This is a genomic window from Sulfurivermis fontis (assembly GCF_004001245.1).
Lineage (GTDB): Bacteria > Pseudomonadota > Gammaproteobacteria > Thiohalomonadales > Thiohalomonadaceae > Sulfurivermis > Sulfurivermis fontis.
Window position 1 is genome coordinate 1,195,776 of sequence record NZ_AP018724.1, and the last position, 15,672, is coordinate 1,211,447.

General features: G+C 57.0%; 14 protein-coding genes. All 14 read left to right on the top strand.

Features of this window, described 5'->3' with window-relative positions:
* Positions 1–333 precede the first annotated feature (333 nt).
* The 14 genes from EP379_RS06195 to EP379_RS06260 all read left to right on the top strand — a co-directional run bounded on the left by EP379_RS06195 (position 334) and on the right by EP379_RS06260 (position 15,667).
* Positions 334–696: a MarR family EPS-associated transcriptional regulator gene (locus EP379_RS06195; protein WP_127476911.1), complete on the top strand. Its 363-nt coding sequence runs from the start codon at positions 334–336 to the stop codon at positions 694–696.
* Positions 696–1,085: a type VII toxin-antitoxin system MntA family adenylyltransferase antitoxin gene (mntA, locus tag EP379_RS06200; RefSeq protein WP_127476913.1), complete on the top strand. Its 390-nt coding sequence runs from the start codon at positions 696–698 to the stop codon at positions 1,083–1,085. The genes EP379_RS06195 and mntA overlap by 1 nt, the downstream gene beginning before the upstream one ends.
* Complete coding sequence (gene hepT / locus EP379_RS06205; RefSeq protein WP_127476916.1) at positions 1,070–1,489, top strand: type VII toxin-antitoxin system HepT family RNase toxin; 420 nt, start codon at positions 1,070–1,072, stop codon at positions 1,487–1,489. Before mntA ends, hepT begins: the two co-directional genes overlap by 16 nt.
* 387 nt (positions 1,490–1,876) lie before the next feature.
* Positions 1,877–2,182: a nucleotidyltransferase family protein gene (locus tag EP379_RS06210; protein WP_232023986.1), complete on the top strand. Its 306-nt coding sequence runs from the start codon at positions 1,877–1,879 to the stop codon at positions 2,180–2,182.
* Positions 2,183–2,411: 229 nt separating this feature from the next.
* The gene (gene cysC / locus EP379_RS06215; RefSeq protein ID WP_127476918.1) at positions 2,412–3,032 is read left to right on the top strand and encodes an adenylyl-sulfate kinase; all 621 of its coding nucleotides are present in this window, start codon (positions 2,412–2,414) and stop codon (positions 3,030–3,032) included.
* Positions 3,033–3,236: 204 nt separating this feature from the next.
* A complete protein-coding gene (locus EP379_RS06220; RefSeq protein ID WP_127476928.1) occupies positions 3,237–4,598 on the top strand; it encodes a phosphohexomutase domain-containing protein in 1,362 nt (453 codons plus the stop codon).
* 5 nt (positions 4,599–4,603) lie between these two features.
* Positions 4,604–6,121 carry a mannose-1-phosphate guanylyltransferase/mannose-6-phosphate isomerase gene (locus EP379_RS06225; protein WP_127476930.1) on the top strand — a complete coding sequence of 506 codons (1,518 nt, stop codon included), beginning with the start codon at positions 4,604–4,606 and terminating at the stop codon, positions 6,119–6,121.
* On the top strand, positions 6,121–6,918 hold the full coding sequence (locus EP379_RS06230; RefSeq protein WP_127476933.1) for an ABC transporter permease: 798 nt from the start codon (positions 6,121–6,123) through the stop codon (positions 6,916–6,918). Before EP379_RS06225 ends, EP379_RS06230 begins: the two co-directional genes overlap by 1 nt.
* Entirely contained in the window at positions 6,918–8,204 is a 1,287-nt protein-coding gene (locus tag EP379_RS06235; RefSeq protein WP_127476935.1) for an ABC transporter ATP-binding protein, read from the top strand. The genes EP379_RS06230 and EP379_RS06235 overlap by 1 nt, the downstream gene beginning before the upstream one ends.
* 8 nt (positions 8,205–8,212) lie before the next feature.
* Positions 8,213–9,424 (top strand): hypothetical protein, encoded by a 1,212-nt coding sequence (locus EP379_RS06240; protein ID WP_127476938.1) that lies wholly within the window; start codon positions 8,213–8,215, stop codon positions 9,422–9,424.
* Positions 9,425–9,686: 262 nt separating this feature from the next.
* A complete protein-coding gene (locus tag EP379_RS06245) occupies positions 9,687–13,421 on the top strand; it encodes a glycosyltransferase (RefSeq protein WP_127476940.1) in 3,735 nt (1,244 codons plus the stop codon).
* A 25-nt stretch (positions 13,422–13,446) separates the two neighbouring features.
* The gene (locus tag EP379_RS16805; RefSeq protein WP_127476943.1) at positions 13,447–13,743 is read left to right on the top strand and encodes a divergent PAP2 family protein; all 297 of its coding nucleotides are present in this window, start codon (positions 13,447–13,449) and stop codon (positions 13,741–13,743) included.
* A gap of 22 nt (positions 13,744–13,765) precedes the next feature.
* Positions 13,766–14,800: a GDP-mannose 4,6-dehydratase gene (gene gmd / locus EP379_RS06255; RefSeq protein WP_127476946.1), complete on the top strand. Its 1,035-nt coding sequence runs from the start codon at positions 13,766–13,768 to the stop codon at positions 14,798–14,800.
* A gap of 12 nt (positions 14,801–14,812) precedes the next feature.
* Entirely contained in the window at positions 14,813–15,667 is an 855-nt protein-coding gene (locus EP379_RS06260; protein WP_127476948.1) for a GDP-mannose 4,6-dehydratase, read from the top strand.
* Positions 15,668–15,672 lie beyond the last annotated feature (5 nt).

Sequence of the window (15,672 nt, forward strand, 5' to 3'; positions counted from 1 at the left end):
GCAGGATATTGCTGCCACGTTCCATCCCGCTTTCCTTAACAGCAATTCCTCTCGGACCCTGAGCGCTACGGGAGTGCCGAGCGCTTCCTCCAGCAGGCCATTGAGGACTCCTTCGATAGGGGCAGCCATATCGTGGCCGATGAGGGGCTGGGAACGGTGGAGCAGGGGCGTGATATCCCGCAATGCGGCATCTATCTCAGACACCTGTTCGCCGAGAGGACTCGGCTATTACCGTATGGAAGTTGCTTGAACCCCTGATCCCAGCCGCTTTCCTTGACTTACCCCACGTAAAATCATGTAATACGCCAACTTTGTTCAACGTCTGAACACGGAATGCTCGACGAAGCCACCCATTACCGGCTCCTCAAACTCCTGCAGGACAATCCGGAACTGACCCAGCGCGAGCTGGCCGAGGCCGCCGGCATCAGCCTGGGCAAGGTCAACTATTGCCTCAAGGCGCTCATCGCCAAGGGTCTGATCAAGGCGGCGAACTTCCGCAACAATCCCAACAAGAAGGCCTACGCCTACCTGCTGACCCCCAAGGGCATTGAAGAAAAGGCGCGCATCACGCTGCGCTTCCTGCAGCGCAAACAGCGGGAATACGATGCCATCAAACAGGAACTGGCCGAACTGCAACGGGAGGCGAGGGAACTGGCGCTTCCTCACGACAGCCAACTGGCCGGAGGGGATGCCTGATGGGCCACGAGCAACTGACACAAGTACTGTCGGCCGATCCCACGCTGCGCCTGGCCATCCTGTTTGGCTCAGTTGCCTCAGGAGAAGTGCGTCCCGACAGCGACATCGACATTGCCATCGCTGGTGATACCCCGCTGACCGCACAGGCCAAGCTGGCGCTGATAGAGACAATCGCGCAGCACACCGGGCGCCCCGTTGATTTGGTTGATCTGCGAACTGCGGGAGAACCTCTGCTGGGGCAGATCCTGCGCAAAGGTGTCCGCCTGGTCATGCGCGACTCCCGTCTGCTGGCCAAATTGATCAGTCATCACCTCATGGAAACAGAAGACTTTCTTCCTTATCGGCGCCGGATTCTGGAAAAGAGGAGACAGGCATGGATAGGGAAATAATTGTGGAAAAATTGGAGGCCCTGCGGTATTGCGTGCAGCGCCTCAGAACAAAATGCCCGGAAGGGGCAGAGGCATTGCAGCACGATGCCGACATCCAGGACATCGTGGCAATGAATCTGGCCCGTGCAGTGCAGTTGTGTGTAGACATTGCGACGCACATCGTCGCAGATAGCAGCGCACCAGCCCCCAACACCATGGCTGAATCATTCGGTGTCTTGCGCCAGCTTGGCTATCTGTCCGAGGAAATCACCAACAACATGAAGAAAGCCGTTGGTTTCAGAAATATTGCTGTCCATGCCTATGACAATATCGATTGGAACGTCGTGCATGAAATATGCAGCCATCGCCTGGCTGATTTTGAGCAGTTTGCGGCAGCCATACAGTGGGTTATGGATAAGGAATGAATTAAGGAAGCTCTGAACAAGTTCAGAGCTTCCGCGGCACAGGGACGTGCCGCCATTTTTCAACGACGATAAGTCGTTGAAAAATGAAGCCAAGCGAAAATCACACTTTTCGTTTGGCGTGGTTTTGTCCACGGATGGACTTATGTCGCGCAGCCCAGGGAGGGGCGGGAGCGACCTGAGAAGTCCAGGATGGACTTATTCAGACCTTCCTTAAGTAAGCGCCCGGCTCTGACGGGCGATACGGCATAAGGAAACTCTGAGGAAGCTCTGAATAAGTTCAGACCTTCCCTGATTGGAACTCATCTCAAAACACTCCCTCCCCACTTTGTGGGGAGGGCTGGGGAGGGGGCAGGAGCGGCTCCGCCGCGATGAACACCCAGGAAAATTGTGACGGCACAACATAGCGCAATGCGACTGACGAACCAACAAGCCGAGCTTATTCGAAACAGCATTCGCAGATATTTCGGTGCGAATGCCAAGGTATGGTTGTTTGGATCGCGCATCGACGATAGCCGTAGGGGGGGCGATGTTGACCTGTACATCGAGCCTGAGCACACGGACCTTACCTCCGAGTTGAAATGCAAAATCAACCTGGAAGATGAGCTTGATTTGCACGTGGACCTCGTGATCAATCAGGCCGGCAAGGAAGAGCCGATATACAGAATTGCGAAACAGGAAGGGGTACGCCTGTGACAGAGCATATTCGCCTGATTCGGAAGAAGCTCGAACATCTGCGCAAGATGGCTAACAGGCTTTGTAGGAACCCCGCTCTGCCGGGCGATGCGGCCTAACTAGAACCCATCTCAAAACACTCCCGCCCCACTTTGTGGGGAGGGTTGGGGAGGGGGCAGGAGCGGCTCCGCCGCGATAACGCGTAGGGTACGCACCGCGCACCAAAGATTACGACTGTGCAAGGAAACAAATGAACAAGCAGAGCGCCCCAAGCGACGTGGAAGTGGTCTGGCACCACGCCACGGTAACCCGGCAGCGCCGCGAACAACTCAACGGCCACAAGGCCGCCGTCGTCTGGTTCACCGGCCTGTCCGGCGCCGGCAAGTCCACCCTGGCCCATGCCGTGGAAGAGGAACTGCACCGTGCCGGCTGCCGCACCTTCGTCTTAGACGGCGACAACGTGCGTCACGGCCTGTGTTCAGACCTGACGTTTTCCATCGAGGATCGTCACGAAAACATCCGCCGTGTCGGCGAAATGGCCAAGCTGTTCGTCGAGGCCGGCGTCATCGCACTGACCGCCTTCATCTCCCCGCTGCGCGCCGACCGTGAACGGGTGCGCCGTCTCCTCGGCGATGCCGATTTCATCGAGATATATGCACAATGCCCGCTCGCCGTTTGCGAGTCCCGCGACGTCAAAGGCATGTACCAAAAGGCGCGCGCTGGCGTCATCAAGGAATTCACCGGCATCTCTTCGCCTTACGAAGAGCCGGTGCAGCCCGACCTCGTCGTCAAAACCGGCGAGGAAACGCTGGATGAAAGCGTGAAGAAGGTGATGGCATTACTGCGCCAGCGCGCCGTGATAACAGCATGATTCGTAGGAGCCTGCTCCGCGGGCGAAGACAACGCCAGGGTTTGGCACCGGTTCGCTGAGAAGACTCGGCCCTATACAAGGCACTACCCGTAGGCGAATCGTATTCGCGATTATTCGCAGGAGAGGCGCCGCTGCGATAACAAACAAACATGACACACATGCATGGATATCAACGCACTACACAACCGAACTCCCAGGACTGACATGAGCAAGCTGACCTGCTTCAAGGCCTACGACATCCGCGGCCGTATCCCGGATGAAATCAACGAAGATATCGCCTACCGCATCGGCTGCGGTTATGCGTCCGTCATTCAGCCCAAGGGTCCGGTAGCTGTCGGCTGGGACATCCGCCTGACCAGTCCGGCCTATGCCGCTGCCGTGATCCGCGGCCTCAATGACAGCGGCATTGATACCCGTTCCATCGGTTTGTGCGGCACGGAAATGATCTATCATGCCGCCGCCCAGCCCGGCATGGGCGGCGGCATTATGGTGACTGCCAGCCACAACCCCATGGACTACAACGGCATGAAGCTGGTGCGCGAACAGGCCATTCCCATCAGCGGTGATAGCGGCCTGAACGACATCGAGCGCTGCGCCCGTGAACACGAAGGCCCGGTCGCCAAGGGCAAGGGCAGCGATCAGCCTTGGGACATCATGCCGAGCTTCGTCGCCAAGGTACTTTCCTTCGTTGACCGCAATAAGCTCAAACCGCTGCACCTGGTCGTCAACGCCGGCAACGGTGCCGCCGGCCCCGCCTTCGACGCCATTGCCGCCCATCTGCCGTTCAAGATCACCCGCATCCACCACGAGCCGGACGGCACTTTCCCTCACGGCATTCCCAATCCCCTGCTGCCGGACAACCGTGCCGCCACCAGCGAGGCTGTGCGCAAATACGGTGCCGACATGGGCATCGCCTGGGATGGTGACTTTGATCGTTGCTTTCTGTTCGACGAAAAGGGAGAATTCATCGAGGGCTACTACATCGTCGGCATGCTCGCGGCCCAACTGCTGCAGCACAACCCCGGCGCGAAGATCATCCACGACCCGCGCCTGACCTGGAACACCATCGACATGGTCAAGCAGGCCGGCGGTATTCCGGTGATGAGCAAGACCGGCCACGCTTTCATCAAGGAGCGCATGCGCAGCGAGGACGCCATTTACGGCGGCGAAATGTCGGCCCACCACTATTTCCGCGACTTCGCCTACTGCGACAGCGGCATGATCCCGTGGTTGCTGGTAGCTGAATACATTTCCATTTCCGGTAAGCCGCTCTCAGCCCTGGTCGAGGAGCGCATCAACGCTTACCCATGCAGCGGCGAGATTAATTACCACGTCGCCGATGCCGCTGGTACAATTGCACGGATTGAGGCACACTACCGATCCGTTCCGCATGCTAGCGATTATTCCGACGGTTTGAGCATGGATTTTGGTACTTGGCGCTTCAATCTGCGCAGCTCCAACACAGAACCCTTGTTGCGCTTGAACGTGGAAACAAAGAGTGACATAACCGCCGTCACAGAGCGGGTCACTGAGATCGAATCTTTGATAAATCAGGCAGGAAGCTGAGTTTCATGCTGATCCCCGTTATTCTCTCCGGCGGTGCCGGTACCCGCCTATGGCCAGTTTCACGTGAGGGGCATCCTAAGCCCTTCATGAAACTCGCCGATGGCGAGAGTCTGCTGCAAAAAACCTACCGGCGTGCAGCTTCAGCAGCTGATGGTGGTGAAATTTTGACCGTCACCAACCGTGATTACTACTTTATGAGCAAAGATGAGCTGTCCGGTGCCGGTCTTGGTGATGATCATCAAGGCGTATATCTATTAGAGCCGTGCGGCCGCAATACTGCGCCCGCCGTGGCGCTCGCGGCCCATCACCTGCTGGAAAAATACGGCCACGATGCATTGATGCTGGTGCTCGCTGCCGATCATCTTATTGGCGATTCCCTAGCCTTCAACGCGGCTGTCAGAACCGCCGCAGCCGTTGCCAGTCAGGATTACTTGGTGACCTTTGGCATCGTGCCCACAGCACCGGAAACCGGCTTTGGCTACATAGAATCTGGCGCCCCCATTCCCGCTAGCTTTCCTTGTACAGAAACAGATAAAAGAGATGCGGCAGGCTCTCCCACTCGCTCCGCCGGCGAGAGGTCTCGGGAGAGGAACGAAGCCTTTGCCGTCACCCGTTTTGTGGAAAAACCATCGCTCGAGAAGGCACGCGAATATCTCGCCGCCGGCAATTTTCTTTGGAACTCTGGTATGTTCTGCTTTAAGGCCGGCGTGATTTTGGAAGAACTGGCCAAGCACGCACCTGAAATTTTCCGCAGCGCCGAGGTCTGTTGGGATGCAATGCGCAGTACCTTCGGTAATCAGAGCTCCATGCTGGATATCCCTGCAGAATTATTTGCCGATGTTCCGGCTCTCTCTCTCGATTATGCAGTAATGGAAAAATCTAACCATGTGGCTGTTGTACCGGGAGACTTCGGCTGGAGTGATATAGGATCGTGGAGTGCATTCAGCCAACTGATCGAACCCGACGAAAACAATAACCGAACAGTGGGCGAAACCATTCTCGTCGATTCCCGCAACACCTTTATCCAGAGCGAAGACCGGCTCGTGGCAGGGGTAGGTATTGATAACCTGATGATCATCGATACGCCCGATGCTCTGCTGGTGGCCCATCCAGACAAGGCGCAGGACGTCAAAAAGATCGTTGCCCATCTCAAGACGAACAACCATGATGCTTGCCGTCTGCACCGCACGGTCACCCGCCCATGGGGAACCTACACCGTACTTGAAGAGGGCCCCCGTTTCAAAATCAAGCGCATCGTGGTCAAGCCCGGTGCCTGCCTCTCCCTGCAAATGCATCACCACCGCTCGGAACACTGGATCGTCGTCAGCGGCATGGCCAAGGTCGTCAATGGCGAACGCGAAATCTACGTCAACACCAACGAATCCACCTTTATCCCCGCCGGGCACAAACATCGCCTGGAAAACCCCGGCAAGCTGGACCTTGTGATGATCGAAGTGCAAAGCGGCGACTACCTGGGCGAGGACGATATCGTCCGCTTTCAGGATAACTACGGACGGGCCTGATGTTGCTATCCATGCTGCGCCCCGTGTGGCGCTACCGCGGCTTCGTGCTCGGCAACGTCAAGCGCGAGTTTCAACTTAAGTATCGAAATTCGCTCTTGGGGGCTGCCTGGACGATCCTCAACCCGCTGGCGATGATCGTGGTTTACACAGTCATCTTCTCGCAGGTCATGCGCGCCAAGCTGCCCGGTATCGACAGCACTTTTGGCTACAGCATCTACCTGTGCGCTGGTATCCTTACCTGGGGATTGTTCACCGAAATCGTCACCCGCAGCCAGAACATGTTTCTGGACAACGCCAACTTGCTCAAAAAGCTGACTTTTCCGCGCCTGTGTCTGCCCGTCACGGTAGTGGCCACGGCGCTGCTCAACTTCGGCATCGTGTTCGGGCTGTTCAGCGGCTTTCTCGTCATCTCCGGCAATTTCCCAGGCATGGCGTTCATCGCCCTGGTGCCCTTGCTTGCGTTACTCGTGCTCTTTGCCGTGGGGCTGGGCCTGGTCTTGGGCGTTCTCAATGTGTTTTTCCGGGATGTCGGCTATTTTTTTGGCGTGTTCGTCACCTTCTGGTTCTGGCTCACACCCATCGTCTACCCACCAAGCATCCTGCCGCAGTGGGTACAGCCCTGGATGCAGCTCAATCCACTCGCACCCTTCATGGCCGCCGTTCAGGGCGTACTGGTGCGCGGCGAGTGGCCCGCCTGGATGAGCCTGATTCCTTTGATGCTTCTGTCGCTGTTGCTGTGCGTGGGCGGGCTGCGCCTGTTCCGCCGCCGTGCCGGCGAAATGGTGGATGAACTGTAATGGGCAGTATTACCGTCACCAACCTCGGCAAGGCCTACAAGCAATATCCCACCCGCTGGTCCCGCCTGCTGGAATGGCTGGATCCGCGCGGCAAGCCGCGCCATCACCTGCACTGGGTACTCAAGGACATCAACTTTACTGTCCAGCCCGGTGAGGCCGTCGGCATCATCGGCATCAACGGTGCGGGCAAGAGCACCCTGCTCAAGATCATCACCGGAACCACCCAACCCACCACCGGCAGTGTGCACGTAATGGGGCGCGTGGCCGCGCTCTTGGAACTCGGCATGGGCTTCCACCCGGATTTCACCGGCCGACAGAACGCCTACATGGCTGGGCAACTGCTCGGCTACACAGTGGAAGAAATCTCCGCCCTGATGCCGGAAATCGAAGCCTTTGCGGAGATCGGCGACTACATCGACCAGCCGGTGCGGGTGTATTCGAGCGGCATGCAGGTAAGGCTGGCTTTCAGTGTGGCTACGGCAAGTCGCCCGGAAGTATTAATCATCGATGAAGCACTGTCAGTGGGTGACGCGGCCTTTCAGCGCAAATGCTTTCGCCGCATTGAAGGATATCAGGCGGACGGAACAACCTTGCTGTTCGTCAGCCATGATATCGAAACGGTCAAAAAACTTTGTGACAGGGCATTGTTCATTAAGGCGGGACAAGTGGAACGCTTCGGCATTGCTCGGGAAGTCTGTGACGAATATGAAAAGTTTATTTTTGGGGGCAAGCGCGCTGCGGATGGAACTAGCTTGGAAACTCAAGCGGTACCACAACCTATTACGGCTAGATACGATCCGTCGTTGGTCGCTAGCTGTGAAATGGTCTATGGCAACGACAAAGCCGACATCGAAATGGCTTGGCTGGAGGACATGGAAGGAAACCGCATCAATGTTATTGACTCCGGCACCCCATTCCGCTGGTGTTACCGCGTTAAGTTCAATGAGAATGTGGCCAACCCGATTTTCGCCATGATGATCAAGACGCGGGAAGGTATTGCGCTCTATGGCACAGATACCACCACACTGGTTAGTGACTTTTTCGCCGCTAATTCGGGTGAAAGTTATGAGGTCGCCTTTACGCTGGACAACGTTCTGGCGCCAGGCACGTACTATCTCAACTGTGGTGTACGAATCGAAACCGAAGAGGGAGTGGAATTTCTCTCTCGGCGTATCGATTCGGCCATCCTGCGCGTTACCGCTTCACCGAATCAGACGGTAGCCACTGGCGTTATGGAAATGGCAGCCAAACTATCGCTCGGCTGTGCACGGGTCGCCGGCGGATGAGCCCAATCATGAACAAACAGCCGATTTTTATCCATTCACTCTTCCGCGCCGGCAGCACCTACTTGTTTAAGGTGTTTCGTAGCAGTGCAGCAGGATATTGGTGCTATCAAGAGGCATTGCATGAGTTAGTAGAGGAAGCCAGGAACAACCCAGATCGCCTACTAAGGAGTGATCTGGATAAAGATGCAACAAAACTTTACCGACATGCGATGTTGGATACAGGCTATTACTTTGAGCTGCATGCGGTTTGGCCTGCATGGCGGTCTGTTTTTCAACTCTCTTCAGTCATCAGGGGCTATTTCGCCCCTCATGATGTAGATATCGGAATTGCTTACTGGCAGTCGCTAATAGACGCCAGCAAGGACCGCCCAGTCTTTCAGGAATGTCGCACATCAGGACGGATTGGCGCTATTAAGGCAGCACTGGGTGGTTACCACATCTACCTGTGGCGTAATCCATGGGATCAATGGTGGTCTTACAAGGTCACGCCTTATTTCGATACGGCCAATCAGTTGATCATCCGGGCACCGAATGCGCCGGCTTCGGTTGCTTTGCTCCGCAAGGAACTTGGTCTCGAAGACGACATGCCGGAAGATTTGTCTGAGGCATTCGCGCATTACGGTAGAAGGCCGCTTACCAGCGAACATAGTTACTTGATTTTTTATTTGCTCTGGTGCCTTGGCCTGCGGGAAGGGCTGGCACATGCCGATTTGCTATTGAATATCGACCGGCTGAGCGATTCCCCAGGCTACCGGGAAGAAATCCAAGTTGTGCTCCAGCAGGCAGGCATACCAGACATTGATTTCTCTGACTGTCGCGTACCTCAGGGGCGCTATCTGGAACAAGATCGAGCGTTTTTCGAGCCTTTGGAAGATCGTGTGCACCAATGGTTGTTGGCGGGCGGATGGACGCCGCAGCTAGTTGAGCAGTTGCAAACGTTACGCCAGGAGTTCATGCCAGCTATCTGGACTTTGGCTTTGTCGGAATGTTCGCCAGAAGATTTAGCTGCACAGGCCCATCGAGCGCGGGCACTTACCCAGCGATTTGAAACTGACTTTGCCCAGAATGTCATAACATTGACAGAAACAACACAGCAGGCGGAAGCCCGGGCCCAACAGGCCGAAGCCCGATTGAACGCTGTGCTGACGAGCAGGTCATGGCGCCTGACGAAACCTCTGCGCGCGCTCAGCCGGTTGGTTCGAAAGATGTCGGCGCAATGAAAAGCTGCGTTCGATCTTTGCTCCGGCACCTTGCCTTGAAAGTTAATGCCCACCCCAGACTTAGGCGTATTGCGGTTGTTGTACTCAACCTCATGCCTTCGCTCAAGGCTCGACTGGCTCGTTTGGCACTCGGAGTGACATCGCAACCCATAACATACGCACAAAACCTCCCGCGTGAGGTTTCGCAGCTATCTCCCCGAGCAAGACAGATCTATGTTCAGCTAAAGTCCGCGGTGGAAAGACGGCATAAGGAGCACAGCTGATGCGCATCGTCATCGACATGCAAGGCGCGCAGACGGAAAGCCGCTTTCGTGGCATTGGTCGCTACACGATGTCTTTTGCCCAAGCGGTGGTGCGCAACCGCGGCGAGCACGAAGTGATCCTTGCCCTGAACGGCCTCTTCCCCGAGACCATCGAGCCGATCCGCGCCGCTTTCGACGGCCTGCTGCCGCAGGAAAACATCCGCGTTTGGCATGCGCCCGGCCCGGTGCGGGGATGCGATCCTGACAACGACACCCGCCGCGAAGCGGCTGAGCGAATTCGAGAAGCCCTCCTCGCCAGCTTGCAGCCGGATGTGATTCACATCAGTAGCCTGTTCGAGGGCTATGTCGATGATGCTGTCACGAGCATTGGCCGGTTCGATACTTCGACGCCGGTGAGTGTGACGCTGTATGACCTGATCCCCTGGATTCATCGGCAAATCTATCTGCAGAACCCTGGCGTCGAGCGCTGGTATGTGCGCAAGATCGATCATCTGCGGCGCGCTGACCAACTGCTGTCCATCTCGGCATCCTCAGGTCGTGAGGCTGTCGAGTACCTGAACTTTCCACCGGATGCAGTACTTGCCGTGGGCACCGACTGCGATGCCCGGTTCCGTCCTGCAATATTGACCGAGGCTCAGCGCGAACACCTGCGCACCGCTTATGGAATCGACCGCCCGTTTGTGATGTACACGGGGGAGATCGATCACCGCAAGAACATCGAACGCTTGATCGAGGCTTATGCGTCTCTGCCTGTGACGCTACGACGAGCGCACCAGCTGGTGGTGGTCTGTGCGGTTCAAGCCCCGGACCGAGAGCGTCTCCAGGCCTTGGCCGCGTGCTGCGGTCTGTCGGCCGGGGAATTCGTGCTGACGGGCTATGTGACGGATGAGGATCTGCTTGCGCTCTACAACGCCTGCATGCTGTTCGTGTTCCCGGCATGGCACGAGGGCTTTGGTCTGCCGGCGCTAGAAGCCATGCGTTGCGGCAAGGCCGTGATCGCGTGCAACATCTCCAGCCTGCCGGAGGTGGTCGGTCGGAAAGACGCGCTCTTCGATCCCTTCGATGTCCGGTCGATCGCCGCCAAGGTCGAGCAGGTGCTGACCGACGAGGCGTTCCGTCGGGAGCTTGAGCGCCATGCCTTACAGCAGGCCAAACAATTCAGCTGGCATGAGTCGGCCAAACGCGCCTGGGCCGCCTGGGAGGCGATGGCACGACCAGCGCCTGCATTTGTCCTTCATAAGCATCGCCCCAAGCTGGCTTACGTCTCACCATTGCCGCCAGAACGTTCGGGGATTGCCGATTACAGCGCGGAGTTACTGCCGGAGCTCGCCCGTCACTACGAGATCGAGCTCGTTGTTGCGCAGCAGGAAGTGAGCGCCCCGTATCTTCTGGCCAATTTCCCCATTCGCACCGTCGACGAATTCCGTGCTTCCGCTGCGCGCTATGACCGGGTTTTGTACCACTTCGGCAACTCGACCTACCACACGCACATGTTCCCGCTGTTGGAGGAAATTCCCGGCGTGGTGGTCTTGCATGATTTCTTCCTCTCTGGCATTCAGGCGCATCGGGACGTGCATGGCTTGGGGCCGCATGCCTGGGTACAGGCATTGCTGACAAGCCACGGTTATCAAGCGGTATACGAGCGCTATACGGCAGCAGACACGGCCGAAGTGGTCTGGCGCTATCCCGCCAACTTGCCGGTTTTGCAGTCGGCGCTTGGCGTGATCGTGCATAGCGAGCATTCACGCGCACTGGCAAGGCAGTGGTATGGCACGGACACCGCCGTGGATTGGGCTGTGATTCCCCACCTGCGTGTTCCGGCATTGCACATGGATCGCACAGCCGCACGACAGGACTTGGGACTGACCGACGATGACCTTTTGGTCTGTTCCTTTGGTTTAATGGGGCCGACCAAACTCAGCCATCGTCTGCTGGCTGCCTGGTTCGCCTCGCCTTTGGCCTATGATCCGAAAGCGCAGCTCGTATTCGTGGGTGAAAATCAAAGGGGTGACTACGGCCAGGATCTGCTGCGTACCATCGCCGCTAGCCCAGCGAGGGATCGCATCCGTATCACTGGTTGGGCCGATGTCGAAACCTTCCGCCGCTACCTCGCGGCTGCTGACATCGCCGTCCAGCTAAGAACGCTCTCTCGTGGTGAAACATCCGGAACAGTTCTTGATTGCATGAACCACGGCTTGGCCACCATTGTCAACGCCCATGGCAGCATGGCCGATCTGGATCAGGATGCGGTGTGGATGCTGCCGGATGGGTTCACCGACGATGAACTCATCGAAGCCCTTATGAGCCTTGCCCGGGATCGCGAGCGGCGACACGCTTTGGGTGCGTGGGCGCAGGAGATCATCCGTACTCGGCATGCCCCTCGCCGATGTGCCGAACAGTACTTTCAGGCCATCGAAGGGTTTTACCAACGCTCAGAGAGCGGATTGCACCGACTGCTGATTTGTTTTGGCGAGCAGCCGCTACCAAAGGTAGAATGGCCGTGTGTAGCCACCGCTCTCGCGCGCAACTTTCCGTCCACGTTGCGCCGGCGGCAGTTGCTCGTGGATGTCTCCGCGCTGGTTCAGGCCGACCTCAGAACGGGCATTGAACGAGTGACACGAGCCATTTTGCGCGAGTGGCTGGATAACCCGCCCCCAGGATTTCAGGTCGAGCCGGTATACGCCACGGTGGATGTGTCGGGCTATCGCTACGCCCGCCGTTGGACCAGCCGCTTCGTGGGTGTCCCGAACGACTGGGCCGAGGATGTGCCGGCTGAGGCTTGGGACGGCGATATTTTCGTTGGCTTAGACCTCCACCAGAATGTCGTGCCTGCTCAAGAGCGTTGGCTGCAAGAGTGGCGCTCCCGAGGGGTGAGGGTGTGGTTCGTGGTCTATGATCTCCTACCTGTCTTGTTGCCGCAGGTGCTTCCAGAGGGTACGCAAACCATCCATCAGCGCTGGCTCGAGACCATAAGTCGTTTTGATGGCGTAGCGTGCATCTCACGTGCCGTGGCAGACGAGATGGCCGAGTGGCTGGCTGTCTTCGGCCCCAAGCGCGAGTGGCCTTTGAGTGTCGGTTGGTTCCATCTGGGTGCGGATGTCCAGCACTCCGTGCCCACCACTGGCCTGCCGCCAGACGCCGAACAAGTGCTGGATAAACTGCGCAGCCGCCCGAGTTTCCTAATGGTCGGAACCATCGAGCCGCGTAAAGCTTACCCGCAGGTGCTTGATGCTTTTGATCGCCTTTGGTCCCAAAACATAGATGTCAATTTAGTCATCGTCGGTCAGGAGGGTTGGAAACCGCTTCCGGACGAAAAGCGCCGAAATATTCCGGAAACAGTCAAGCGCCTGCGTTCGCATCCGGAACTCCGCAAGCGTCTGTTCTGGCTCGAAGGCATCAGCGATGAGTATCTGGAAAAGGTTTATGCCGCGAGCACTTGTCTGATCGCAGCCTCCTATGGCGAAGGTTTCGGCTTGCCACTGATCGAAGCCGCGCAGCACAAGCTGCCGATCATCGCGCGGGATATTCCGGTGTTCCGTGAGGTGGCGGGCGAGCATGCGTTCTACTTCAACGCAGATACGCCGGAAGCGTTCGCCAATGTGATCAACGCCTGGCTGGATTTGTATCATACACAACGGCACCCTATGTCAGATGACATGCCGTGGCTGACGTGGACAGCGAGTGCAGCGATGCTGCATGGAAAAATACTCAATGCAGAAAAAATGGTAAATTAAGGATGCTCTGAATAAGCAACGAATAATGAGCAAATCGTCGATACCAGCGAGTCATCGCGCGCCGAATCGCACCGGCAGCGCCGGTATTTGCTCATCTCGGCGGCCTGTGGGCCGCATTTGGCGTAGTGCTATCGTGATGCTCGATGCCAACAGCCTGCGCCGGCAGGTGGGCAAGCACGCGATAGCGATCAACAAGATAGTGATTGATAAGTCAGATCATCAGCCTCTTCGTGAGAGCATGGGGCATACCCGATGTGAAAATGCTGTGGGTATTATCGTAGGGAGTGCGGTTGCAGTTGTTATTAACCGGTTTATTATTTGAACGGCACAAATAAGGATTTGGAATGAAAAAAGCAATTATTACGGGAATCACGGGTCAGGATGGTGCCTATCTTGCACAGCTTCTTCTGGAGAAGGGGTATATGGTTTATGGCACCTATCGCCGCGCTGCCTCGACAAACTTCTGGCGCATCGATGAGTTGGGCATCAATGGGCACAAAAAGTTTCATCTAGTCGAATATGATTTGACCGATATGGGTGCGTCGATTCGCCTGCTTCAGAATACGGATGCAACAGAGGTCTACAATCTCGCAGCCCAGAGCTTTGTAGCGGTGTCTTTCGACCAACCAATGACTACGGCGCAGATTACCGCCCTGGGGCCGCTGAATCTGCTGGAGGCGATTCGTATCGTCAATCCCAAGATCCGCTTCTATCAGGCGAGCACTTCGGAGATGTTCGGCAAGGTACAAGCTATTCCGCAGACTGAAGATACTCCGTTCTATCCCCGTAGCCCGTATGGCGTGGCCAAGCTATACGCTCATTGGATGACCATCAATTATCGTGAGAGCTATGGCATCTTCGGCACCAGCGGCATCCTGTTCAACCATGAATCGCCGTTGCGCGGGCTGGAGTTCGTGACTCGCAAGATCACCGACGCCGTGGCGCGCATCACGCTGGGCAAGCTGGATTGCCTGGAACTGGGCAATCTGGATGCCAAGCGTGATTGGGGCTATGCCAAGGATTATGTAGAGGGCATGTGGCGCATGTTGCAGGCTGATGTCCCAGATACCTACGTTTTGGCAACCGGGCGTACCGAGACTGTGCGTGATTTTGTGCGTATGGCCTTTAAGGCCGTTGGGATGGAGTTGGAGTTCAAAGGTCAGGGTGAGAACGAGGTGGGCATTGATGTCGCGTCGGGCAAGACGGTGGTGCGCGTGAACCCTAGGTTCTACCGCCCTGCGGAGGTCGATCTGCTGATCGGTAATCCGGAAAAGGCCAAGCGAGAACTGGGCTGGGAGCCCAAAACGACGCTGGAGGAACTTTGCCGGATGATGGTGGAAGCCGACCTGCGGCGCGTAGAGCGCGGTGTGTCATTCTGAGAGCGCCCCAACATGCGCACTCTGGTCACTGGGCTAAGGGGTTTCACTGGCCGTTATCTGCAGGCGGAGCTGGAAGCTCATGGCCACGAAGTCGTTGGCCTCAAGGCCGATTTGACCGATGCCGCGGTGCTGGCCGACGAAATGAAGCGTGTGCAGCCGGAATGGGTCGTCCATTTGGCGGGAGTCGCTTTCGTGGAGCACGGTGACCCGAACGATTTTTACCGCGTCAACCTGATGGGTACCCGGAACCTGCTGGCGGCGTTGGCCAACTGCGGTCGGCGGCCGGAATGCGTGCTGCTGGCCAGCAGCGCAAATGTCTATGGCAACAGTACGGAAGGCGTGTTGACGGAAGCAACCCCTCCGAATCCTGCCAACGACTATGCAGTCAGCAAGCTGGCGATGGAGCATATGGCCAGGCTGTGGCTGGACAGGCTGCCGATTGTGATCGTGCGGCCGTTCAACTATACGGGGGTGGGGCAGAGCGAGTCGTTTCTGATCCCCAAGATCGTCAATCACTTCCGTCGCCGCGTCGAGGCGATCGAGCTGGGCAATCTCGATGTCTGGCGCGATTTTTCTGATGTGCGGGCTGTTGCGCAAGCCTATCGACGTTTGCTAGAGGCCTGCCCGATTGGAGAAACGGTAAACGTTTGTTCAGGCCGTACGCATGCGCTGCGTGAAGTATTGGCCATGGCCGGAAAGATTGCCGGGCACGCCATCAAAGTAAAGGTAAATCCCGCGTTTGTCCGCCCCAACGAAGTTAAAACACTTAGTGGCGATCCGTCGAAGCTTCTCAGCCTGATTGGGCCTTGGGAAACGCCGCCGTTGGAGGAGACTTTGCGATGGATGCTAAAGGATGGGATGCAGTGACTTTC

Bases quoted from the DNA above. Each gene is read 5' to 3' on its own strand.
- EP379_RS06235 (WP_127476935.1), top strand. From the start codon at position 6,918: ATGGGCAGTATTACCGTCACCAACCTCGGCAAGGCCTACAAGCAATAT.
- cysC (WP_127476918.1), top strand. From the start codon at position 2,412: ATGAACAAGCAGAGCGCCCCAAGCGACGTGGAAGTGGTCTGGCACCAC.
- EP379_RS06240 (WP_127476938.1), top strand. From the start codon at position 8,213: ATGAACAAACAGCCGATTTTTATCCATTCACTCTTCCGCGCCGGCAGC.
- EP379_RS06220 (WP_127476928.1), top strand. From the start codon at position 3,237: ATGAGCAAGCTGACCTGCTTCAAGGCCTACGACATCCGCGGCCGTATC.
- EP379_RS06245 (WP_127476940.1), top strand. From the start codon at position 9,687: ATGCGCATCGTCATCGACATGCAAGGCGCGCAGACGGAAAGCCGCTTT.
- EP379_RS16805 (WP_127476943.1), top strand. From the start codon at position 13,447: ATGAGCAAATCGTCGATACCAGCGAGTCATCGCGCGCCGAATCGCACC.
- EP379_RS06260 (WP_127476948.1), top strand. From the start codon at position 14,813: ATGCGCACTCTGGTCACTGGGCTAAGGGGTTTCACTGGCCGTTATCTG.
- EP379_RS06225 (WP_127476930.1), top strand. From the start codon at position 4,604: ATGCTGATCCCCGTTATTCTCTCCGGCGGTGCCGGTACCCGCCTATGG.
- EP379_RS06195 (WP_127476911.1), top strand. From the start codon at position 334: ATGCTCGACGAAGCCACCCATTACCGGCTCCTCAAACTCCTGCAGGAC.
- EP379_RS06230 (WP_127476933.1), top strand. From the start codon at position 6,121: ATGTTGCTATCCATGCTGCGCCCCGTGTGGCGCTACCGCGGCTTCGTG.
- hepT (WP_127476916.1), top strand. From the start codon at position 1,070: ATGGATAGGGAAATAATTGTGGAAAAATTGGAGGCCCTGCGGTATTGC.
- gmd (WP_127476946.1), top strand. From the start codon at position 13,766: ATGAAAAAAGCAATTATTACGGGAATCACGGGTCAGGATGGTGCCTAT.
- mntA (WP_127476913.1), top strand. From the start codon at position 696: ATGGGCCACGAGCAACTGACACAAGTACTGTCGGCCGATCCCACGCTG.